Below are 21,064 nucleotides of genomic sequence, written 5' to 3' on the forward strand. Positions count from 1 at the left end.
ACCACAGCCCTACTCGATGGCAGGTCCACCGGTCATCCCAACCAGGCCCTCGACACCGCAGCGACCCTCTACCTCAGCAACACCGACAATCACGGTTAGTAACCACCAAACCCCTCAAGGATTTTAGAGCGGTTGCACTAGTGTCCAAGCTCAGCGCCAGCTCACTCGCCGCCGCCGGTGTGCTGTTCCTCCTGTACCCGGTCCTCCGGCCGTGGACCGATGAGACCACTGTGGACGGTGCGCACGAGGCGATGGCCTCCGGCGCGTGGGTCGCCGCGCACTTCTTCGCCATGGTCGGCTTCATCCTCGTGCCGCCGGCGCTGCTCGGTCTGCGCGACGCGATCGGCCTAGTCCCGGCGGTCACCATGTCGGTCGGCGCCGGGCTCACCCTCCCCTACTACGGCGCGGAGGACTTCGGCCTGCACGCCGCTGCCACCACCAAGGGCACCGACCTGCTCGCGGTCGCCGACGCCACCCGCAACAACCCACTGGCCATCACGATGTTCGGCGTCGGCCTGCTGACGCTGGCCGTCGGCGCGGTCCTCGTCGCCGTCGCGGTCCGGCGGTCGCAGGTGCTGCCCCGCTACAGCGCCATCGCGTTCGCCGCCGGGTTCGTGCTGTTCCTGCCGCAGTTCTTCACCCCCGCACCGGTCCGCATCGCGCACGGCGTGCTGATGCTGGTGGGCCTCGTCTGGCTGGCGGTCGCGATGTGGCGGCGCACCCCGGCGGCCCCGGCGGGCGGGAACGTCCTAAGCGGCCAGAGCGCCGCGTAGCGAGCGGTACAGCAGTGCGGCATCGCCGAGGCGGTGCCGCAGCTGCCGTTCCAGGCCACCGATCGGCACCAGGTTCTGCGGCGCCCGCGGGTCCTTGTGCGGCGAGCTGGCGAGCACCGGCAGCACCCGCGCGGTGACATCGGCCAGCGCGATCGCGTCGTCGTCCGGCAGGTCGGCCGAGCACTCGAGGCGCACCACCGCCGACCACGGCGCCCGGGACGCGCCGGGCAGACGCAGGTACCACGACTTGCGCTCCCACGACGTGCCCATCGTGAACACCGGACTCCGTTGCCCCGGCGCCAGATCCGCGATCACCGCCGCCTGTTCCGGCTGCAGGTAGGACTTCTGGTGCGTCTTCACGTACCCGACGGTCCGCGCCAGGTGGGTGCGCCCGCGCAGCGGACCGTCCACCACGAGCAGGTCGTCCTCCACGTTGCTGTGCTGGCGCCACGAGTTCGCCAGCTCGACCTCGAGCGCGGCGAGCCGGCCCTGCACGCCGAGCGTCAGCTTGTCGAGCCCGCCGGTGGTGCGGTGGAACCTGTAACGCGCGTGCCGGGTCTCGATGTCGCCGCCGACCTCCGCGTAGAGGCCGCGGTCCACGGCGACGTCGATGATCCGCGCGGTGCCGTCGCAGCACACCAGGCCCGCGGCGAGCGACGCGACCACCCCGGGCAGCGGCTCCGGTTCCTTGTCGTGCACCCAGATCCGCGCGTCGATCCGGCGCACGCCGTCGAGGAACAGCACCGAGCCGGGCAGCGCACCGCCCCGCGGCGCGACCGGCCGCCAGTCCGCGGCCTTCAGCTCGATGTCCAGCTCGAGCCGGGCGGTCGACTCGCGGCCGTCCAGCTCGTCCCCGCGGGCGACCCCGTAGCCGGGGTCCCACGGGTCGACCGTGTACGAGGTCGGCGAGAGCACGGTGGTCATGGCGCCACCATCACACCTCGACCCGCCGCAGCCGCGACGACGCGCCGTCCCGGCTCACCGCGAACTGCACCGGCACCCGCTCGGCCAGCGCCGGCACGTGCGTGACGATGCCCACCATCCGGTCGGTCTCCTGCGCCAGCCGCTCCAGTGTGGCGGCCACGGTGTCCAGTGTGGACTCGTCCAGGGTGCCGAAGCCCTCGTCGAGGAACATCGAGTTGAGGTCGCGCTTCCCACCGGACAGCCCGGCGACCTGGTGCGAGAGCGCGAGCGCGAGGGCGAGCGAGGCCTGGAACGTCTCCCCGCCCGACAGCGTGTTGACCGGCCGCTGGGTGCCCGCGTCGTTGTGGTCGAGCACGACCAGCTCGTTGCGCTCGGCCCGGACCAGCTCGTACTGCCCGCCGGAGAGCTGCATGAGGATCTCCGACGCCTCGGTGACCAGCGAGTCCAGCGCCTCCGCGCACAGCCACGCCTCGAACCCGTTGGACTTCAACAGGTTGCCGAGCATCCGCGCGACCTGCTCGTCCTCCCGGCACCGCTCGACCTCCTCCGCGAGTGCCGCGGACCTGGTTCGCCTATCGACGCGATCGGCCAGCTCGGCCTTGGCCCGCTCGATGTGCCCGGCCAGCACCACATCGGCCTTGGCCTTGGCCGGCAGCGGCACGTCGTGCTCGGCGAGCAGACCCGCCACCTCGGCGGCGGCCGCGGTGCCCTGGTCCTTCAGGTCCCGCTCGCGCTGCTCGAGACCGGTGACCCGGCCGGCCAGCTCCGTCTTGTGGGTGCCCGCCCAGGCGAGCAGCGCCTTCCAAGCCGCGGCGAGGTCGATGCTCTCGACCTGGGGCACCCCGAGCGAGACGAACCTGTCGCGGCTGTGCCGCAAGGCCGACCAGGCCTGCTTCTCCTCGTCGCCGAGCGCCGTGCGCTCCCGCTGCGCGCCGTCCACGGCCTTGCGGGCGGCGCGAGCGGCCGTGACCGCGCGGCGTCGCGCGGCGTCGGCGGCCTCGCGGCTCGCGAGCGCCGTGTCGACCTCGGCGGCCGGCGGCGCGTCCCGCAGCTCCGTCTCCAGCTCCGCGGCCTGCCGCTGCGCGGAGCCGACCTCGGCGCGGGCGGCGGCGGCCACCTTGCTCGCCTCGGCGTGCGCCCGGCTCGCGGCGGCGACCTTGGCCTTGGCGGTCCGCGCCGCCGCCCGCGCGGCGTCGAGGTCGGCCGGCACCTGGTGGTGCGGCAGGTCGTGGACCTGCTGGCGGCACACGGGGCACGGCTCGCCCTCGGCGAGGGTCGACGCGAGCGCGACCGCGCGGTGCGCCCGGTCCGCGGTGACCTGCGCGGTCTCGGCCGCGGTGGCCGCCTGCTCCACCGTCTCCAGCTCGACCGCGGCGGCCTGTTCCGCCGCCTCGGCCCGTTCGGCGCCTCCGCGCAGACCGTCGAGCCGTCCGGTGAGTGCCGCCGACCGGGCGTGCGCGTCGCGCCAGCGCTGCAGCACGGCGAGCTCGGGCAGGTCCGCGAGCCCCCGCTCGGCTTGGGCCTCCGCCTCCTCCGTCGCCTGCCGCTCCACGACCCGGCTCGCGATCCGCTCGTCAGCGAGCGCGAGCCGGTCGGACAGGTCGGTGACGTCGCCCGGCTGCCGCAGCGCACCCAGCTCGTGGTGCTGCTCCTCCGCCACCTTCGTCGCGGCGTTCGCCTCGGTCCACTCGACCCGCAGCGCGGCCATCCGCTCCACCGCCGCGTCCACCGTGGGTTCCACGGCAACGAGATCGGTGACGCGTCGCTCCGCCGCGGCGACTACCTCGTCGGTGATCATGCCCAGCTCACCCAGCCGCTTCTGGGCCGTCTCGAGCTTGCCGGCGGCGAGCTTGGCGCGTTCGCGGGCCCGCTGGCCGACGTCCTCGTAGACCGCGTAGGCGAGCAGCTGGATCAGCAGGTCCTGCCGGTCACCGGGCTTGGCCTGCAGGAACTCCGCGAACCGCCCCTGCGGCAGCACGACGCACTGGGTGAACTGCTCGTAGCCGATGCCGAGCAGCTCGCTGACCGCCCCGGTGACCTTGTCGCCCTCGGCCATCGGCTGCGCCACTTCGAGGATCTTGGCCATGTCCGCGTCGGCCGGAACACCGGCGTCCACCCGGTCGAGCCGAGCCTCCTTGGTGTGGACCTTGCCGCGCGCGTCCCTGCGCAACTGCCGGACCGCGACGTACCGGCCACCCGCGGCCTCGAAGACCAGACAGACGGTGCACTCGTTGACCGATGGCGCCAGCGCGTCTCGGATGGCGTCCTTCTTGCCCCAGCGGGGAACGGTGCCGTACAACGCGAAGCACAGCGCGTCGATCACGGTGCTCTTGCCCGAGCCGGTGGGCCCGGTGAGGACGAAGAAGTCTACATCGGACAACTGGACGTCGGTGTTGTCCCGGTAGCTGCCGAACCCTTCGAACACCAGCCGCACTGGGCGCATCAGTGACCTCCGGTCGCGTCTTCGAGCAACTCGGTGAACATCGCGCCGAGCCGCGGATCATCGATCTCCTTCTCCGCGAGGAAGTCCGCGAACAGGTCGTTCGGCGACCGGCCGGTCCGGGACCGCGTCACGCCGCCGGACTCGGCGCGAGCGCGGAACTTCTCGTCGATCTGCACCTCGAGTGTGTTCGGCAGCTTCTCGCGCACCACGTCCGCGAGACCCGCGCTGGCCTTCTGCGTAAGGATCACCCGCAGGAAGGCGTCCCCGGCCTCCGCACCGGCGGCGACGACCTCGTCGAGCGTGCCGCGCAGCGTGGCCAGGGTCCGGCCGCCCTTGAGCGGCACCGGCCGGATCGACGCCCGACTGTCCGGCGTCGCGTGCACGATCACCGCGACCGACTGGTTCTCCTCCTCGCCGAAGTCCAGGGCCAGCGGCGAGCCCGAGTACGCGATGGGGCAGGGACCGCCGATCTGCTGGTAGCGGTGCAGGTGCCCCAGCGCGGCGTAGTGGGTGTTGGTCGGGAACGCGTCGGGCGGTACCTCGTAACCCAGCAGCTGCACGGCTCGCTCGCCGCCGCCCCAGCGGCCGCCGAGCAGTGTCGCGTGGGTGGTGACCAGGTTGACGGTGTCGGCGGTGAAGCCGGCGCACAGCATCGAGATGATCGCCTTGACGCGGTTGGCGTAGTCCTGGTTGTGCTGGGACGGGTCGTGCAGCAGCACCTCGGCCGCGCGCACGGCGATCCGGTGGGACAGGAACGGCAGCGCGGCGACCACCGCACGCTCACCGGACCGGGTCTCGAGGGTGACCGTGCCGCCGGTGTCCGGGCGCTGCGGCGTGCCGACCACGTGCAGCCCCAGCTCGCCGAGCACCGGCCGGTAGACGTCCTGCACCAGCCGTGGGTTGTCGTGGTTGCCCGCGAGCACGACCACCTGGCGGCCCCCGCCTCGCAGGTCCATCAGGGTTCGCAGCACGAGCCCCTGCGCCTGGGGGTTCGGGGCCGCGGTCTCGAACAGGTCGCCCGCCACGATGACGACGTCGACGTCCTCCTGGTCGGCCACCCGCACGAGGTCGCGGAGCACCGCCTTCTGCTCGTCGATACGTGGCTGGTTCTTGAGCACCTTGCCGACGTGCCAGTCAGCCGTGTGCAGGATCTTCATGCGGCCCTTCTCTAGTGTCGCGTGACCCTGAAACCTTTACGCCGCTGCGGCCCACGCGGCCCCTGGCTGCGTTGGAGAAAAGCCGAAGTACAGCCAGTACGAGCGACTTTCCTCCGCCTTGCCAGGAACCACGTGGATCCACAGCGGACGCAAAGGAACAGGATCACACGACACTAGAACGGTGGCGGGTCGTCGTCCAGGCCGGCGAACGGGTCCGCCGGCGCGGCCGGGCCCGTGTCGACGCCGGTCCAGTGGCCCTTCTCCGCGGGGCGGGTGGCCCACGCGGGGAACGGGAACTCGATGGCGAGCGGCACCGGGATGTCCGGCTGCGACACGAACATCGTGCCGGGCTTGGCGATCGTTGCACGCTGCCGCTGCGCGGGTGGCAGGTAGCCGTACTCGGGCCGGGCGGCCTCGGCCGGGTCGAGCCGGCCGGCGACGCGGATCGAGCAGTTGGCGACGATGCGGCGCTCGACCTCGCTCGCGGTCTGCTGCGCGCCGATGAGGATGACGCCGAGCGAGCGGCCGCGCTCGGCGACGTCGAGGAGGATCTGCTTGATGGGGCTGTCGCCGTCGCGCGGGGCGTACTTGTTGAGCTCGTCGAGGACGATGAACATCAGCGGGCGCGCGGTGCCCATCTCCTCCTTGCGCCGGAACTCCTGGCGCAGCGACACGCCGACCACGAACCGCTGGGCGCGGTCGGGCAAGTTGTGCAGGTCGATGACCGTGACCTGGGCCTCGGACGTGGTGAGCGCGCGGTTGCCGCGGTCCTTGAGGTCGGCCCGGATGATCGCCGACAGCGGGCGCACCGCCGAGCGCAGCCGGCGCAGGAAGGCGTTGACGCTGCCGGTGGAGGTGCTGCCGGCCACCCAGTCGCGGCGGGTGTCCTCGTCGAGCAGCTCGTCCTCGATGAGGCCGACGAGCTGCTCGAAGCTGCGCAGCTGCCCGCCCCGGCCGGGGTCGACGTTGGCGATCTGGACCGCGCCGTCCGCGCCGACCTTCGAGTGGTCGCGCTTGAGCCGGGCGGCGACCTGGCCGATGAGCATCGTGTACTGGCTGCGCTCGTCCTCCCCGTCGGCGAAGACGAACGGCATGAGCTCCTGCTCGCAGAACTCGGCGAGGGTCCAGTAGAAGGGGCTGACGGCCTTGTCGCGGGCGCGGACGTCCGGCGTGCCGCTCGAGTCGCCGGGCCTCGGGGGCGCGAAGACCTGGACGTTGCGGAACGAGGTCGCCGGCAGACCGAGCAGGCCGTACTTCGCCCGCGCCTCGTCGGTGAGCCGGGAGTTGGTGTAGTCGAGGAAGAGCAGGTCCTCGCCCTTGACGCTGAAGATCAGGGCTTTCGTGTTGTGCGCCTCGCCGGCCAGGACGCCCGAGTTGAAGATCGAGTGCAGCAGGAACGTGGCGAAGCTGGTCTTGGTCGCGATGCCGGACACACCGGAGATCGACACGTGCCCGCCGCGCGTGCCGTCGACGAACTCGAAGTTGAGGTAGACGGGCTGCCCGTCGCGCCCGAGGCCCACCGGCACCTTGGCGTCGGCCATCTTGTCGAAGTACAGGGCCGAGTCGCGCTCCTCGCCCACGGCCCGGCTGACGGCCTCGCCCGGCCGCGGCGGCACGTAGACCTCGGGCTCGACCCGGGTGACGGTGACCTCGGCGACCTCGGACACCTCGGCCGGCAGCGCCCCTTCCTTGATGAGGAAGACGTCCGAGGCGAACCGGGCGCCCTCGTGCCCGGCCTCGACGTTGGTGACGACACCGGCGATCTGGACCTCGGTCCCGTCCGGCAGCTTGCGCCGGGTGACCACGACGTCGTCGAGCTGCAGGAACTGGTCGGGAGCCACCCCGACCGAGAACTCGAGCGGCGAGGCCGCGACGGTTCCGACCACCAGCCCGACCGGCACCTGCCCACCCGGGGCAACCTCCCCGTTGGTCGCCGGACTCGGCTCGGCCACAGACGCTCCTCGGCTCGCTCGTCAGCTGAGCCCGCAGTCTATGTCCGGCCTCCGACCAGACCCGGGAACCCCGCCACCGGCACGTCGCTTACCCCGAATGCACCTTGATATCGCCGGCTACCGCGAGTAACAACAAATAGCGGCGACGGGCCGGGGAATTGCCGTGTCCCGCGTAAGCAGGGCACCTTGGCCAGGTCCCCTTGCGGGTTTACGCGACCGGCCAGCGGCTGGTCACTCGAGAGGGAGGGGCCCTCGATGGACACCGCGTTGACCGGCGTGACCGACGAGGCAGTCAGCCGTCTCCTCGGCGAGGAACTTCGCCGGGCGAGAGACAGAATCGGGCTGACCAGAGCACAGCTGATAGCCAGGATGCCGGCCGACATTCATACACATACGCTCGCGAGTTACGAGAGCGGCATTCGGCAGTGCACCGTAGTCCGATTCGTCGAGATATGTCGGGCCTTGGGCGTGGCCGCGCCGAGCGTGCTCGGCCTGGCCTTGCAACGAGCCAAGGTGGAACTGCAGACGCTGACCCTGCAGGTCGACCTGCCAGCGGTACTACGCGACGACACCGCCGAGTTCGCCCAGGTGCGCCGGTGGGCGAGCAACCGTCTCACGCAGTCGGAGGAGTCGGAAGTCGCGTTTCTCGAGCCGGCGGCAGTGGACGAGATGGCCCACATATTCGGCATTCCTCGGCCGGCGCTTGTCGACTACCTGGCCACCTTCCCTCCGCGCTCGGCGCGTCGAGACGCAGATCTCCGCTGATCAGCGGAACGGAAACCAGCACCACCAGAACATCGTCATCACCGACCACCGCCCTTGGTCCGTCGAGTCGCGCCGTCGACAGCACCCGCCCGAAGGGTTGCGACCACCGCAACCTGGTTCGTAAACATGCTGGTCGTGTCCACAAGACCTCTTTCAGGGTCCAATAGGTACGTTCGGTAGCCGACAATGGTGATGCCGTCCCAGCAACTCGCTCGCGGTGCGGCGATCTCACACCCGTCCAGGTCCGAAGTCAACGCCTACGGGACGTGTGACACTCAGTGTCACATCTGTATACAGAGGGATACCACGTCGAAGCCACGACGGTAACCAGGCCTTACTCACTCATGCCATACCCAGACAGGCTCTTACTTCACCCAATGGGACAACGCATCACACGATCGGGTGGTCCTTGATGTGTGGCGAGACGGCTCGGTCGGCGAGCGGACCCTCAACCGACCTCTGACCTGGGCGAGCCTCCGGTAGCCGGGGCTCGCGGACCGGGACGTTGTCGATCTTCGCCTGAACGATGGCGGCGCGGCTCCCGTTGCCGATGCGGACGTTCAGGTCCGCCGCGAGCTGCCACGCGACCACGGCTTCGGGCAGGTTCGCGTCGGCGTGGTACGCGTCGCCGAGCACCTCCCTGGCGCGCGCCTCGTCGGTCACGCTGCGCGTCTCGCGGCAGAGCTCGATGGCACGTCGCGCGTGCTCGACCGCCGCCGCCGGGACGCCCCGGTCGCCGTTGATCTCCGCCAGCGCGATGCACGCCCGCGCCGTCATCTCCAGGTCGATGTCCTCGACGACGGACAACGCCCGCTCGCAATGCGCCACCGCGTCGTTCACGTTCCCGAGGTCGCGGTAGATGATCCCGATGTCCACGAGGCTTCCCCCGTACGCGGACTGCTCGCCGATGCGTTGCGCCAGATGACCCGCCTCGCGGAGGTGGACGAGCGCCGTGTCGTACTGCTCGACGTGCCGGTAGGCCTCTCCCAGGCTCCGGTGGATCCAGCACAGCGCCTCGTGATCGTCGATCCCGGTCGCGACGTCCAATGAACGCAGATACAGCTCGAGAGCCGCCGGAGCGTCTCCCCGAACCAGTTCGAGCCGACCGAGCTGGTGCAGTGTCGAGGCAACGCCTCGTTCGTCCCCCTCGTCCTCGACCAGACGGAGGGCGGCATCGAGGCAACGACGAGCTTCCGTGTGCTCGCCGAGGGAGACCTCGACCATGCCCAGACCCACCAACGAGGAAGCTTCGCCGGTCCGGTGGCTCGCAGCTCGAGCGGCCGCCACGGCGAGCCGTCGAATCGCCTTGCTGTCGTCCAGATAGCCCCTGCGGTCGAAGTAGGTCGCAACCGGATCCGTGAGCCGCCAGGTGTATTCGTCCATGCCATGGTCGGCAGCGAGGTTGACAGCAGCGATGAGGTTGGTGCGTTCCCGGTCGAACCACGAGCGAGCCGCCGGCCCGTCGGCGAAGCTCATGGAGGGAATGTCCGGCGCGGACGCCAGCGCCGGTGCCATGGGCTGGCCCGGGTACAGCGTCGCCGCGGCGTTCCGGGCGCTGGCCAAATAGAAGGCGACGATTCGCTCTCGGGTGACATTCCTTGTCTCCGGGAGCTCGTCGAGCGCCGCGCATTCATCGGCGAATTCGCCGATGAGGTCATGAAAGTCGAACCGATCGAGTGCGCGAGGTTGTTCCAGCAAATGCATGCTGAGTAAGGCGTTGAGACTTTCGTTGGTCTTTGCGCGAGTGCGGCCGTCACATGCGCACGCCGCGTCAATGCTGATGTCCGGTCCGGGGTGGAGACCGAGCAGCCGGAAGAGGCGACGCTCTGCGGGTGCCAAGGCCAGGTAGGAATGGGAGAAGAACGCGCGTACGGTCGCCGCACCGTCACCGTGCTCGCCGACATCCGTGAGCAGCTGCCGCCGGTCAAGCTGGTCAACGTAGCCCGACAGCTCCGCGGCCGGGGCGCGGGTCAGGTGGTCCGCCAGCAGCGTGATCGCCAACGGCAACCCCCCACACAGCTCCACGAGCCGAACACGGCGTTCCGGGTCCATCTGCGTCCGGCCGCCGAGTCTCATCGCCAGTAGGTCGTCTCCCTCCTCGTGGGTCATCGGCTCGACCCGAACCCGACGGGCGCCGGTCGCGGCGGCCAACGTGCCCAGGCGGCGCCTGCTCGTGATGAGGACCAAGCAGCTCGACAACAATCGAACGAGGCCATCCACCTGGGCATGCTCGCCGGCGTTGTCCAGGATCACCAACATGCGCCGTGAGGCGAGAACTCGGCTGAGGAGCAGTTCCTTGGAACGGCGAACGGTCGTCGCGTCCGGCTCTTGGCCGAGTGCGATGAGGAAGTCGTCCACGACTGTGGACTGCTCGATCCGAGCAGCGTCCGCGAACCCCTTGAGGTTGACGAACAGCTCTCCGTCCGGGAAACGCTGACGAGCTCTGTATCCCCACCGGACGGCCAGTGCGGTCTTGCCCACGCCGGCTATCCCATCGAGGATCACGACTCCGCTCGTCGCCTTGCCGCCAGCAGTGGTCGTCGCCGCGTCGAGCGCGGCCAGGAGGTCCTCGCGACCGGCGAAGTCCGCCAGGTCGTGCGGCAACTGCCGGGGTGCGACCACCGGCACGGCCGAGTACACGGTGTCCCGGTTCTGCATCACAAGGCTGTTGTAGTGCGCCAGAAGGTGTTCGGCCGCGGACTCGTTCGCCTCGGCGCGGAAGTGACGGCGCATGCCGAGGTGGTAGGCCGCCGCATCGTCCGCACGGGTGACCCCGTGCAGTACGGATAAGCGCAGCATGGCGAGCCGCAAGTCGTGCGGGTGCTCGCTCTGGAGTTCGTCGAGCCGTTCGAGGGCGTCGTCGAGTCGGTCCGTCGCGACAAGCGCGTCCAGCAGGGCGACATTGGCCGGCAGCCATATGTTGTGCACGAACTGGTCGCGCCATGCATCCGCACGGGCGCTTGCCAGGTCGGCCAAGGGGCGACCCCGCCACAGTGGCAGCGCCTGTTCGACCAGCTCGACCGTCCGATGTGGATCACGCTGGCGGGCCTCGGCTCTGGCCGCCGCGGACAGTTCGCGGAAACGCTGATAGTCGATCTCGGACTTGTCCACCTCGAGCACGTACCCACCGTTGGCGGCGCGTAGTTTCGGCGGCGAGTCCAAGCGCTGTAACGACTTCCTGATTCTCGTGGCATACGTGTAGAAGGTCTGCGCCGGATACTGCGGCAGCGGCGCGTCCCGCGGCCACACCCACTCCAGGAGGGTGTCGACCGGAACCGGGCGGCCCGGATGCGCCAGCAGAGTCGCGAGAAACCCGCGTTCGCGCAGCCGTCCCCAGGACTCGTCCATACCGCCGTCTATACGGAGGGCGGTTGTTCCCAGGATCCCGAACGATGTCGTGTCCACCAGCTTTCACCCCATGAAGCTGGTCCCGACCACCAGTTTCCGGTGGGGTCCGCGGAGCGGCGCCAATCGGTGGATACTACTGAACGATGGAGATCAGTAAGCAGGTCGTAGCTGAATTGTTGCCCGGGACAGCACGATGTCCAGTTCCATGAAAGGTTCCTGACAGTAGATTCGCCCACAGGCCTGCCGACGGCTAAGTGGAATGCGGAAACCGCGCTTTCCCGGGCGGCCAGGAAATTCCCATGTGTAAATCCGGGTAAGGGCGGCGACAAGGACCGTCACCGACGCTGGTCGTGGCCGATCGGGACCGGAGACCAACTCCACGCACGACGACGCGATGCCCGCGGCCGGGGAGGCGAGATGCATGGCTCATGGGTACGCGGACCGGTCGGGCTCGACGCCGGCGCACGGATCACCCGCGCCGGGTTCCGGACCGTGCTGGTGATGGTGCCGTCGGTCACCGCGGGCACGCGGCTGCTCGACCTGCTGCCGCTCGTCGAGGTCGACCACCGCGTGCAGGCGGTCTTCACGGTGCCGAACACCGGCGAGACATGGCACGGCGTCGAGGAGTTCACCCGACGCACCGGCGGGATCGTGGTGCCTTGGGCGCAGGCGATGCGGCACCGCTGGGATCTCGTGCTCACCGCGAGCCACCGGCACATCGAGCAGGTGCACGGGCCGGTCCTCGTCCTGCCGCACGGCGCCGGGTCGGTAGGATCGTTGCGGCGCAGCCGAAAGGCGAGCGGCGCGACCCGGGACACCACGGGGCTCGACCGGGACCTGCTGACGTTCCGCGGGCGTCTCGTGCCGGCCGCGCTGGCGCTGAGCCACGAGCTCGAGCTGGCGGTGCTGCGCCGCACGTGCCCGGAGGCCGAACCGGTCGCGGTGGTCACCGGCGACCCCTGCCTGGACCGAATGTCGGCGAGCATCGGTTTCCGCGACCACTACCGCTCGGCCCTCGGCATCGCCGACGGCCAGGAGCTGGTCACCATCAGCTCGACCTGGGGTACCGAGTCGACCTTCGGGCGGCACCCCGAGCTGTACCAACAGATCCTGACCGAAGCAGACGACCGCACCAGGGTGGCCGCCGTGCTGCACCCGATGGTCCATGCGGCGCACGGGTCGCGGCAGGTGCACACGTGGCTGGCCGCTGCCCGCGACCGCGGCCTGATCGTGGTCCCGCCGGACGAGGGCTGGCGTGCCGTGATGATCGCGAGCGATCGGGTCCTCGGCGACCACGGCTCCACCACGAGCTACGCCGCCGCCATCGGTCGGCCGGTGCACCTCGCCGCGTTCCCCGCGCGCACAGTGCGGCCAACCAGTATCGCGGCGACCCTCGCGCGCACCGCGCCCCGGCTCGACCACGACCGACCGGTGCTCCCCCAACTCGCCGACGCGAAGCCGGTCCCGTCGCTGGCCGGCATGATCACCAGCCGGCCGGGTTCCGCGGCCGCCATCCTGCGGAGAACCATGTACCGCCTGCTGGATCTCGACGAGCCGTCCTGGCCGGCGCCGAACGCCGTGCTCCCGCTGCCCCGTCCCGCCACCTGCCCGGGAGACCGTCATGTGTGATGACCGCCCCGTGGTCCACCTGCACGCGCCCGGCGTGTACCTGGTCGATGTCAGCGGCGACCCGCCGACCGACGGTGTGCTTGTCGACCGCACGCACGCGGACGCGCGCTGGCTCGCGCTCGCCGACGTGGTCGTCACGTCGCCGCCCACCGCGGACCCGACCCGGCTCGTCCGGTCGGCCGCGCTGGCCTACCACGCACGGGTCAGCCGGACTCCAGCGCGGACAGACGGGACCGCATGACATCGGCGCGCGGGTCCTCGACGGCCGCATACAGCTCGGCGGCCTCGCGGTACCGGCCCGCCGCGACGTCCCGGTCCGCGCGTCGCTCGGCCACCTCGCCGAGCTGGGCCAGGATCTCGGCCTGGTAGTAGGGCGAGCCGAGCGCCTGCATCAGCCCGAGCGCCTCGAGCAATGGCGCGTCGGCGAGGTCGGCACGGTCTGCGCGCAGCCGCGCGGCGCCCAGGAACATCAGCGTGCGCGCGTGCTGGGTGCGGTCGCCGAGTCGCGCCATCTCGGCCGCCGCCGCCATCAGCTCGCCCACGGCTCCGTCGTGGTCACCGAGCCGGCTCCGGAGGTCGCCGATCCGTCTGCGGCACAGCGCCACGCCCCGCCACTCCCCGAGCAGGACCTGGGCGTCCCGGGCCGCCTCGAAGTACGCGAGCGCCGCCGGCAGGTCGCCGAGACCCCGCGCCGCCCGGCCGAGCTGAGACTGCGCGATCGCGCACGCCTGGTCATCCCCGGCCTCCTCGGCCAGCCGCAACGCCGCGGTGTTCTCGGCGACCGCGTCGTCGAAGCGACGCAGCTTCGCGTAGGCGAAGCCCAGCTGCGAGCGCATCCTCGCCTCGGCCCGTGCGTCGCCGCACTGGCGCGCGGCGGCGATGCCGGTCCGGTGCATCTTGATCCAGTCGCCGTAGTGCCTGGTGTTCAGGAAGAAGCCCCACAATGCCTCGCACATCTGCCAGGCCAGCTCCGGCCAGCCGTACCCCGCCGCGGTGTCGACGACGACGCGGAGGTTCACGCGTTCGGTCTCCAACCATGACAACGCGGCCCGTGCGTCGGCGAACTCGGGCCGGGCGTCTCGGTACCGCGGGCCGAGTCGGGGTCGCGCGGGGTGCACCACCACGTCGGCGCACACCGCGCGCCCCAGGTACCACTCGGTCATGCGGTGCACCACCACCGCGTGTTGCTCGGGATCGTCCAGCTCGGCCCGCCTGCGCGCGTGCAGCCGCAGCAGGTCGTGGTAGGCGAACCGACCGTCCCCGACCTCGGCCACGAGGTTGGCCTCCACCAGTTCGTCCAATGTGGACTCTGTACGGTCGGCCGGCCAGCCCGCGGCGGCGGCGGCGACCTCGGTCCCGAACTCCCGTCCGAGATGGAACGCGCACAGCCGGTAGAGGTGCGCGGCGTCGCCGGCCAGCCCGTCGCAGGCGGCGTCCAGCACCGCGCCGACCGACACGTCGCCGGTGAGCGTCAACGCTGGCAGCCTGCGCTGGTCGACTCGCAGGTCGGCGAGCTCGCGGTCCAGCGAACGGCGCGGCCGGGCCGCGAGCCGCGCGCCCACCACGGACAGCGCCAGCGGCATGCCCCCGCACAGCTCCGCGATCGTCCGGGCGGCCTCGGCCTCGGCTGTCACCCGTCCGGCGCCCAGCATCTCGTGGAGTACCGAGAGCGACCCGGCCTCGTCCAGCGGTGCGACGTCGACCCACCGCGCGCCGTCGAGCGCAAGCCCGGACAGCCGATACCGGCTGGTCGCCACGACCACGCTGGGCACCCCGGCGGGCACGAGCGCCCGGACCTGCGCGGCGGACACGACGTTGTCCAGCAACACGACGAGCCGCCGGGTCGAGGTGACCGAGCGGTACATCGCCTCGCGCCGCGGTTGGCCGACCGGAACCCGCTCGGCCGCGACGCCGGCGGACACGAGGAACCAGTCGAGGACCTCGGTGGGCGCGACCGGGACCGGCTGCGCGGCGCCGAGGTCGGCGAACAGCTGCCCATCCGGGAACTCCGCGCGGAGCTCGTGGAGCCAGCGCAGCGCCAGCGACGTCTTGCCGACCCCGGCCGGCCCTGTCAGCACGACGAGCAGCGACCCCTCCGGCAGTGCCTCGCGCAACCGGCGCAGCCGGGTGAGCTCGGCCTCCCGGCCGGCGAACGACCGTGGCGCCAGCGGCAGCTGGGCCGGCATCCCGCGCTCGGCCCGCGAGCCGTGGAAGTGAACCGAGCCGACCGAGCCCGCCTGCACGACCTGTCCGGACACCGCGCCCGCGACCTCGTTGCGAGCCGTCTCGCCACTCTCGGCATCCCGGCTTCCCACGCGACCTCGCCCCGTCGTCCACGCACTCCCACCAGTTATAGTCGCCGATCGTGACATCCACGTAACAGTTCGCGACGGAGAGTCCCGTCGTCACCGGAAGGCGTGCGCTTGTGGCACTCGGGCAACGCCCGCCGGAATCACGATCGAGGTCGCAATCGGAGAAACCATTGAACGAACGGTCACCAGGACGATCCGGGTGCTGCTGGCCGAGGACATGGACCTGTTACGCACGGCGCTCGTCAGCCTGCTCTCCGACGAGGAGGACATGGAGGTGATCGCCGACGTGAAGTGCGGTCACGAGGTCGTCCCCGTCGCGCTCGTGGATGGCGGCGATCGTGTTGGCCACCTGGCGGTGGACGCTGACGGCCCAGTCGGTGAACTCGGCGTAGCGCTCGGGGCCGGCCGAGGGGTCGATCAGCGGGTAGCGCAGCGTGATGGCCTTGCCGAGCACGTCGCCCTCGACGTACTCCATCACGAGGAACCGGTGCTCGCCGAGCCAGAACAGGTCGTACACCTCGGGGATGCCCGGGATGCCCTCGAGCCTGGTCAGCGTCTCGTGCTCGCGCCCGAGCCTGCGGACGGCGTCGTGGCCCCAGGCGTCGAGGCCTGCGTGCGGGCGGCCTTCCTTGAGTACGACCTGCCGGCCGGTGCGCGTGTCCCGGCCGACGTAGATGCCGCCGCCGTTGGAGAAGTGCAGGACGCGCTCGATGACGTAGGGCAGGTCGGTGGTCGTGACCGCGTTGCGGGCGTCGAGGTGCGGTTGGAGGAAGCCGGGCAGCGTGACCCACGGTGGGACGCGGAAGACGGGGTCGCGGCGGTCGGGCACAAGGGTGCCGGTCTCGTCGGCGATGGCCTCGACGACCTCGCCGGTGTCGTCGACGGTGTAGCGGTTGGCGAACGCACCGTAGCGGACGTGGAGGGGGCCCTTGTTCCAGCGGAGGTCGCTGAGGATGTAGGGGCCGGCCTCGCCGTCGAGCAGGTCACCCAGCTCGGTGAGGATCTGCTCGCAGGCGGCGTCGTCCCGCGGGTAGATCGTGACGAGCTTGCCCGCGTAGCCGCGCGGGGCGTACTTGGAGATGCGCGCGGTGAGCGCCTGGCTCGAGCGGAGGAACTTGAACGAGATGCCGCGCGGGACGCAGTAGTCCCAGACCGCGTCGAGCACGCGGTCGGCGTTGTCCACAGTGGCCGATGCGTGGATCTTCCAGCCCTGCGGCGGGACGACCTGGCGGACCGCGGGGTCGACGACGAACCAGTCGTCCTGCTCGTGCAGCGCCCATCCGGGCGGCAACGGCCGGGCCGCGGTGGCGAACGAGGCGCCCGCGGTCTCCTCGGAGTGCATCGCGTCGTAGAACGACGGATCGGCCATGCAGAACGGTTGGTAGTCCTGGTCCATTCGCGTCAGCTCCATTCGCCCGGCCACTGTGGACGAGCTCAATGGTGCGTGACGGTCGGACCCGACCATCAGTGCAGAACGTCACCAACCAACCACGCGGATGTCACGCCTGCGCTCGGGCCACGCGAGACTGGTCCGTTGCGAGCAGGATCATCACATGGTCACGACAGCCGCGGGTGACCGCAATCGCCAGGTGGCGAGGTCAGCCGGCCCGACTCTTGGCCGCGAGCCGGGCCTGGACCTCCGGGCGGCGCAGCGGTGGCAGCGTCGACGGGGGCTGCTTGCGGGGTGGGAGCTCGGTGAGCAGGCGCGTGGTGATGGCGGCGATCTCGGCCACCGCGGCCTCGAACGGGGCTCGGGTGCTGTCCGACAGAGACTGGACGCCACTCACCTTCCGGACGAACTGGCGGGCGGCCGCCTCGATCTCGTCGGACGTGGCGGCGGGCTCCAGGCCGCGCAGCGGGGTGATGTTTCGGCACATGCGCCCGAGCCTACGTCCCGCCACCGACAGTCCGGGCCGGCTCACACCGGCGGAAGAAAGCTCGGCACCCAGCCCGGGTCCTCTGACTCACCGCACACCGGGCACTGCTCCTCGACCATCCCGCCGGACATCTTGTCCACCAGGACCGTCCCGTCGCCGGGCAGGATCATGGGCCGGATGGCGCCCTCGTCGCTCCGGTACTGGGTGACCTGACGGCAGCCGTGGCACACGGTCCGAACGGTCGCTGACACCTCGTCCACGCATCGCAGCCTACGACGCCGCACTCGCGCCGCGCCGGCCAGCGCTGACAGAAAGTCGCGAAGTCCTCAGAGGAACCAGAAAACTTCCACCTCGATGGGCGATTGATCGTCACCCCGGCGGAACCGCACGCTGATAGCAGCCCGGCCCCACCCCCTGCTGAGACCCGCCGGTGCCGGGCGTCCACCCAACGCACCGTGTGGAGGCAGCCCATGCGCATCATCCGACCAGCGTTGCTCGCCGTGCTCACCGTCGCCCTCACCCTCGTCGGCCTGCAACCCGCGCAGGCCGCCGCCGGGCCCTACGTCGCGCTCGGCGACTCCTACTCCTCCGGCGTCGGCAGCCGCACCTACTACGCCGACAGCGGCTCCTGCTACCGCTCGCCCAAGGCCTACCCGGTGCTGGTCGCCCAGCGCATCGGCGCGCCGCTGACGTTCGCCGCCTGTTCCGGGGCGCGAGTGCCGGACGTGCTGAACCAGCTCGGCGGCCTCAGCTCCGCCACGGCGTTCGTCACCGTCTCGGTCGGCGGCAACGACGCCGGGTTCGCCGACGTCATCACCAAGTGCGCCTACCCGTGGCCGTGGACGTGCTGGGGCGACATCGACGCGGCGAACAACTACATCCGCAACACGCTGCCCGGGTCCCTCGACAACCTCTACAACCAGATCCGGAGCCGGGCACCCGGCGCACAGGTCGCGGTCGTCGGCTACCCGCGCCTGTTCAACGGGGAGGAGTGCAACTTCGGCGCCCGGATCAGCTCGGGTGAGCAGGCCGAGCTGAACAGGACCGCCGATCTGCTGGCCACGACGATCGCCGGCCGGGCGGCCGCGCACGGCTTCGGCTTCGTGGACGTCCGCTCGGCCTTCACCGGCCACGCGGTCTGCGACGACGTCGAGTGGCTCAACGGCCTGTCCGACCCGATCCTCGAGTCCTACCACCCGAACGCCACCGGCCAGTCCGCCGGCTACACCCCGTTGGTACAGGGAAAGCTGACCGCCGCGGCGGTGGCGGCCTGACCCGTTCGGAACGTGGTCACCTCACCCGATCGCACTCCATGTCGTCGACAGTTGCCGAGGGAGGTGAGATGACCTGTCCGGACTGGGCTATCGCGTTTCGGCGTGCAAGGATCGGGGTACGCGCCGGCCGCGGGTCCGGCCGGCCCTGCGAATCATTCAAGCGGAGGGCCACGGTGGCCAAGCAAAATCTGTCCGTCGACGTCCACGAAGAGCTGAGATCCGGCATCCCGGCGCCGATTCTCCGGCATCGCCAGGCACCCCGGCCCGGCGATCGCCTGCGAAGGGCGGTGGACGCGGCGCTCGCGGAGCTGGCCGCGACCGCCACCCCCGACCATCCGACGCTGCACAAGCTCGACGACCTGCTGGTCGGCGGCCTGGCCTGGGCGGCGGCCACCGGGGACACCTGCCGCATCGAGTCCGCCGTGCACGCGGTGCGCACCGCGCGTGTCCGGCTCGACGCGGACGATCCGGACGGGGCCCGCACCGCGTTGGTCAGCGCGCGGGACGGCCTCAACCAGCCGAGCCGGCGCGACGCGCGCTGACCCGGCCGCGAATGGACGCCGAGCTCCGCGCGCTCGCCGGCGCGCACGGTGTCGCCACCTGGTACGAGGACACCGAACGCCGCCGGATCGAGGTCGCCGACGACACCGTGGTCGCGGTACTCGCCCAGCTCGGCGTCGACGCGACCACCCCAGCGACCGTCCACGCCGAGCTGACCGACGCCATCGCCCGGCACGGCCGCACGACCGTGCCGGACCCGATGGTGCTGCGGGCCGGCGAGGCACCCGTGCTCGGCGTGCCCGGCGAGCTGACCCTCGAGGACGGCACCGTCCGGCCGGTACCCGACCGGCTTCCCCCGGACCTACCACTGGGCTGGCACACGCTGACGGTGGGCGAGCGGCAGGTCACCGTGGCGGTGACGCCGCCGAAGCTGCCGCCGGTGCCGCCGGCCTGGGGCTGGATGGTGCAGGCCTACGCGCTGCATTCGCCCGGCTCGTGGGGCATCGGCGACCTCACCGACCTGCGCACCCTGGTCACCGGCTCGGCGAAGCTCGGCGCGGGGGTGCTGCTGGTCAACCCGGTGCAGGCGATCACGCCGGTCCCGCCGATCCAGCGCTCGCCGTACTCGCCGTCCAGCCGCCGCTTCGCCAACCCGCTGTATCTGCGGATCACCGACACCGAGCCGTTCCGCCGGGCCTCGCCCGAGGTTCGGGCCGAGGTCGTCGCGCTCGCGCCGCCACCAGGTGGCGGGCTCATCGACTACGACGCGGTGTGGGCGGCCAAGCTCGCCGCGCTGGAGCTGCTGTGGCGACGCTCGCTGCCGTTGCCGCCCCCGCCGGACGACCCGGCGCTGTGCGACTTCGCCACGTTCTGCGCGCTGGCCGAGCGGCACGGGCCGGACTGGCGGAGGTGGCCGGCGGAGCTGCGCCACCCGCGGAGCACCGCGGTCGAGGCGGCGCGCCGGGACAACCCGCGGACCGCGTTCCACGCGTGGCTGCAAGGGCTGTGCCGGGAGCAGCTGACCGAGGTGCGGACGGCCGCGGAAGGCATGGCCGTCGGCATCGTGCACGACCTCCCGGTGGGCGTCGACCCGGCCGGCGCGGACGCGTGGGCGCTGCAGGACGTGCTGGCCTCGGAGGTCACCGTCGGCGCGCCGCCGGACGCGTTCAGCCAGCAAGGCCAGGACTGGAACCTGCCGCCGTGGCGCCCGGACCGGTTGGCCGCGGCCGGGTATGCCCCTTTCCGTGACGTCATCCGCGCCGTGCTGGCCCATGCCGACGGGATCCGGGTCGACCACGTCATGGGGCTGTGGCGGCTGTGGTGGATCCCGCCGGGTCGGCCCGCGAGCGGGGGTACCTACGTCACCTACGACGCGAAGGCGCTGCTCGGCGTGCTCGCGCTGGAGGCACACCGGGCGTCGGCGATCGTCGTCGGCGAGGACCTGGGCACCGTGTCCGACGAGGTGCGCGGCGCGCTGCGGGACCGCGGCGTGCTGAGCTCCGCGGTGCTGTGGTTCCAGCGTGACGAGGACGCCCCCGGCGAGCCGCTGCTGGCGCCGAGCCGCTGGCCGGCCGACGCGATGGCGAGCATCTCCACCCACGACCTGCCGACGGCGGCCGGGTTCCTGCGCGGCGAGCACGTGCGGGTGCGGGCCGAGCGCGGCCTGCTCGCGGACCCGGAGGCGGAGAAGGCGCGCGCCGCGGCCGACCGGGACGAGCTCCTGGCCGAGCTCGCAGCGCACGGACTGCTGCCGGCCGGCGAGAACGGTGCCGTCGGCGAGACCGACCTGGTCGCGGCGCTGCACGCGTTGCTCGCGACCTCCGCGAGCCGGCTGTTGCTCACCTCGCCGCAGGACGCGCTCGGCGAGGTCCACCAGCCCAACCTGCCCGGCACCATCGACGAGTACCCCAACTGGCGGATCCCTCTTCCGGTGTCGGTGGACGAACTTTTGACACACCCAGTAGTCGTTCGGGCGGTCGCCTTCCTGCGTGCCGCCCGGTCGGGGACCGAGCCCAAAACCCGATCGGTTGGTCCTGCCGTGGAGCCGCTCAAACGGCGGTAGCACTGTCGGTGCTGGCATTTAACGTTGTTTCCGATCGCTTCGACCGC

Annotated in this window: 16 protein-coding genes; 7 read left to right on the forward strand and 9 right to left on the reverse strand. The window is 71.2% G+C overall.

What is annotated here, in order from left to right; translation table 11 throughout:
• Positions 1-140 precede the first annotated feature (140 nt).
• Entirely contained in the window at positions 141-773 is a 633-nt protein-coding gene (locus GEV28_RS05400) for a hypothetical protein (protein ID WP_291409205.1), read from the forward strand.
• On the opposite strand, the gene GEV28_RS05405 is transcribed toward GEV28_RS05400, so the two are convergent.
• The 4 genes from GEV28_RS05405 to GEV28_RS05420 all read right to left on the reverse strand — a co-directional run bounded on the left by GEV28_RS05405 (position 750) and on the right by GEV28_RS05420 (position 7,249).
• The gene (locus GEV28_RS05405) at positions 750-1,697 is read right to left on the reverse strand and encodes a hypothetical protein (protein WP_291409207.1); all 948 of its coding nucleotides are present in this window, start codon (positions 1,695-1,697) and stop codon (positions 750-752) included. The two genes, GEV28_RS05400 and GEV28_RS05405, sit on opposite strands and share 24 nt — an antisense overlap.
• A gap of 10 nt (positions 1,698-1,707) precedes the next feature.
• Positions 1,708-4,140 (reverse strand): SMC family ATPase, encoded by a 2,433-nt coding sequence (locus GEV28_RS05410; RefSeq protein WP_291409209.1) that lies wholly within the window; start codon positions 4,138-4,140, stop codon positions 1,708-1,710.
• The gene (locus GEV28_RS05415) at positions 4,140-5,297 is read right to left on the reverse strand and encodes an exonuclease SbcCD subunit D (protein WP_291409211.1); all 1,158 of its coding nucleotides are present in this window, start codon (positions 5,295-5,297) and stop codon (positions 4,140-4,142) included. The genes GEV28_RS05410 and GEV28_RS05415 overlap by 1 nt, the downstream gene beginning before the upstream one ends.
• 173 nt (positions 5,298-5,470) lie before the next feature.
• Complete coding sequence (locus GEV28_RS05420) at positions 5,471-7,249, reverse strand: ATP-binding protein (protein ID WP_291409213.1); 1,779 nt, start codon at positions 7,247-7,249, stop codon at positions 5,471-5,473.
• A 255-nt stretch (positions 7,250-7,504) separates the two neighbouring features.
• Here GEV28_RS05420 and GEV28_RS05425 point away from each other — a divergent pair, with 255 nt between their 5' ends.
• On the forward strand, positions 7,505-8,014 hold the full coding sequence (locus GEV28_RS05425) for a helix-turn-helix transcriptional regulator (protein ID WP_291409215.1): 510 nt from the start codon (positions 7,505-7,507) through the stop codon (positions 8,012-8,014).
• 390 nt (positions 8,015-8,404) lie between these two features.
• Here the strand turns inward: GEV28_RS05425 and GEV28_RS05430 are convergent, their stop codons facing one another.
• Positions 8,405-11,362 carry a tetratricopeptide repeat protein gene (locus GEV28_RS05430; protein WP_291409218.1) on the reverse strand — a complete coding sequence of 986 codons (2,958 nt, stop codon included), beginning with the start codon at positions 11,360-11,362 and terminating at the stop codon, positions 8,405-8,407.
• Positions 11,363-11,779: 417 nt separating this feature from the next.
• Here GEV28_RS05430 and GEV28_RS05435 point away from each other — a divergent pair, with 417 nt between their 5' ends.
• Positions 11,780-12,991, forward strand: coding sequence for a hypothetical protein (locus tag GEV28_RS05435; protein ID WP_291409220.1), 1,212 nt, complete (start codon positions 11,780-11,782; stop codon positions 12,989-12,991).
• The gene (locus GEV28_RS05440) at positions 12,984-13,232 is read left to right on the forward strand and encodes a hypothetical protein (RefSeq protein WP_291409222.1); all 249 of its coding nucleotides are present in this window, start codon (positions 12,984-12,986) and stop codon (positions 13,230-13,232) included. Before GEV28_RS05435 ends, GEV28_RS05440 begins: the two co-directional genes overlap by 8 nt.
• On the opposite strand, the gene GEV28_RS05445 is transcribed toward GEV28_RS05440, so the two are convergent.
• The 4 genes from GEV28_RS05445 to GEV28_RS05460 form a co-directional block, all read right to left on the reverse strand.
• Complete coding sequence (locus GEV28_RS05445; protein WP_291409224.1) at positions 13,195-15,306, reverse strand: tetratricopeptide repeat protein; 2,112 nt, start codon at positions 15,304-15,306, stop codon at positions 13,195-13,197. The two genes, GEV28_RS05440 and GEV28_RS05445, sit on opposite strands and share 38 nt — an antisense overlap.
• Before the next feature lie 223 nt (positions 15,307-15,529).
• The gene (locus tag GEV28_RS05450) at positions 15,530-16,714 is read right to left on the reverse strand and encodes a hypothetical protein (RefSeq protein ID WP_291409226.1); all 1,185 of its coding nucleotides are present in this window, start codon (positions 16,712-16,714) and stop codon (positions 15,530-15,532) included.
• Between the two features lie 187 nt (positions 16,715-16,901).
• Positions 16,902-17,180, reverse strand: coding sequence for a DUF2277 domain-containing protein (locus tag GEV28_RS05455; protein ID WP_291409227.1), 279 nt, complete (start codon positions 17,178-17,180; stop codon positions 16,902-16,904).
• 41 nt (positions 17,181-17,221) lie between these two features.
• Positions 17,222-17,440 (reverse strand): hypothetical protein, encoded by a 219-nt coding sequence (locus tag GEV28_RS05460; RefSeq protein WP_291409229.1) that lies wholly within the window; start codon positions 17,438-17,440, stop codon positions 17,222-17,224.
• 210 nt (positions 17,441-17,650) lie between these two features.
• Between GEV28_RS05460 and GEV28_RS05465 the strand changes: the two genes are divergently transcribed.
• From GEV28_RS05465 to malQ, 3 genes are all read left to right on the forward strand, one after another.
• Positions 17,651-18,454, forward strand: coding sequence for an SGNH/GDSL hydrolase family protein (locus GEV28_RS05465; protein WP_291409230.1), 804 nt, complete (start codon positions 17,651-17,653; stop codon positions 18,452-18,454).
• Between the two features lie 173 nt (positions 18,455-18,627).
• Positions 18,628-18,996: a hypothetical protein gene (locus GEV28_RS05470; protein WP_291409232.1), complete on the forward strand. Its 369-nt coding sequence runs from the start codon at positions 18,628-18,630 to the stop codon at positions 18,994-18,996.
• Positions 18,997-19,007: 11 nt separating this feature from the next.
• Complete coding sequence (gene malQ, locus GEV28_RS05475) at positions 19,008-21,017, forward strand: 4-alpha-glucanotransferase (protein WP_291409234.1); 2,010 nt, start codon at positions 19,008-19,010, stop codon at positions 21,015-21,017.
• Positions 21,018-21,064: the final 47 nt, after the last annotated feature.

The organism is Actinophytocola sp., from assembly GCF_009379765.1.
Taxonomy (GTDB): Bacteria; Actinomycetota; Actinomycetes; order Mycobacteriales; family Pseudonocardiaceae; genus Actinophytocola.

What these genes read in the sequence shown, in the direction of transcription:
- GEV28_RS05440 (WP_291409222.1), top strand. Translation starts at nt 12,984, where the DNA reads ATGTGTGATGACCGCCCCGTGGTCCACCTGCACGCGCCCGGCGTGTAC.
- GEV28_RS05425 (WP_291409215.1), top strand. Translation starts at nt 7,505, where the DNA reads ATGGACACCGCGTTGACCGGCGTGACCGACGAGGCAGTCAGCCGTCTC.
- malQ (WP_291409234.1), top strand. Translation starts at nt 19,008, where the DNA reads ATGGACGCCGAGCTCCGCGCGCTCGCCGGCGCGCACGGTGTCGCCACC.
- GEV28_RS05465 (WP_291409230.1), top strand. Translation starts at nt 17,651, where the DNA reads ATGCGCATCATCCGACCAGCGTTGCTCGCCGTGCTCACCGTCGCCCTC.
- GEV28_RS05435 (WP_291409220.1), top strand. Translation starts at nt 11,780, where the DNA reads ATGCATGGCTCATGGGTACGCGGACCGGTCGGGCTCGACGCCGGCGCA.
- GEV28_RS05455 (WP_291409227.1), bottom strand. Translation starts at nt 17,180, where the DNA reads ATGTGCCGAAACATCACCCCGCTGCGCGGCCTGGAGCCCGCCGCCACG.
- GEV28_RS05450 (WP_291409226.1), bottom strand. Translation starts at nt 16,714, where the DNA reads ATGGAGCTGACGCGAATGGACCAGGACTACCAACCGTTCTGCATGGCC.
- GEV28_RS05430 (WP_291409218.1), bottom strand. Translation starts at nt 11,362, where the DNA reads ATGGACGAGTCCTGGGGACGGCTGCGCGAACGCGGGTTTCTCGCGACT.
- GEV28_RS05410 (WP_291409209.1), bottom strand. Translation starts at nt 4,140, where the DNA reads ATGCGCCCAGTGCGGCTGGTGTTCGAAGGGTTCGGCAGCTACCGGGAC.
- GEV28_RS05415 (WP_291409211.1), bottom strand. Translation starts at nt 5,297, where the DNA reads ATGAAGATCCTGCACACGGCTGACTGGCACGTCGGCAAGGTGCTCAAG.
- GEV28_RS05405 (WP_291409207.1), bottom strand. Translation starts at nt 1,697, where the DNA reads ATGACCACCGTGCTCTCGCCGACCTCGTACACGGTCGACCCGTGGGAC.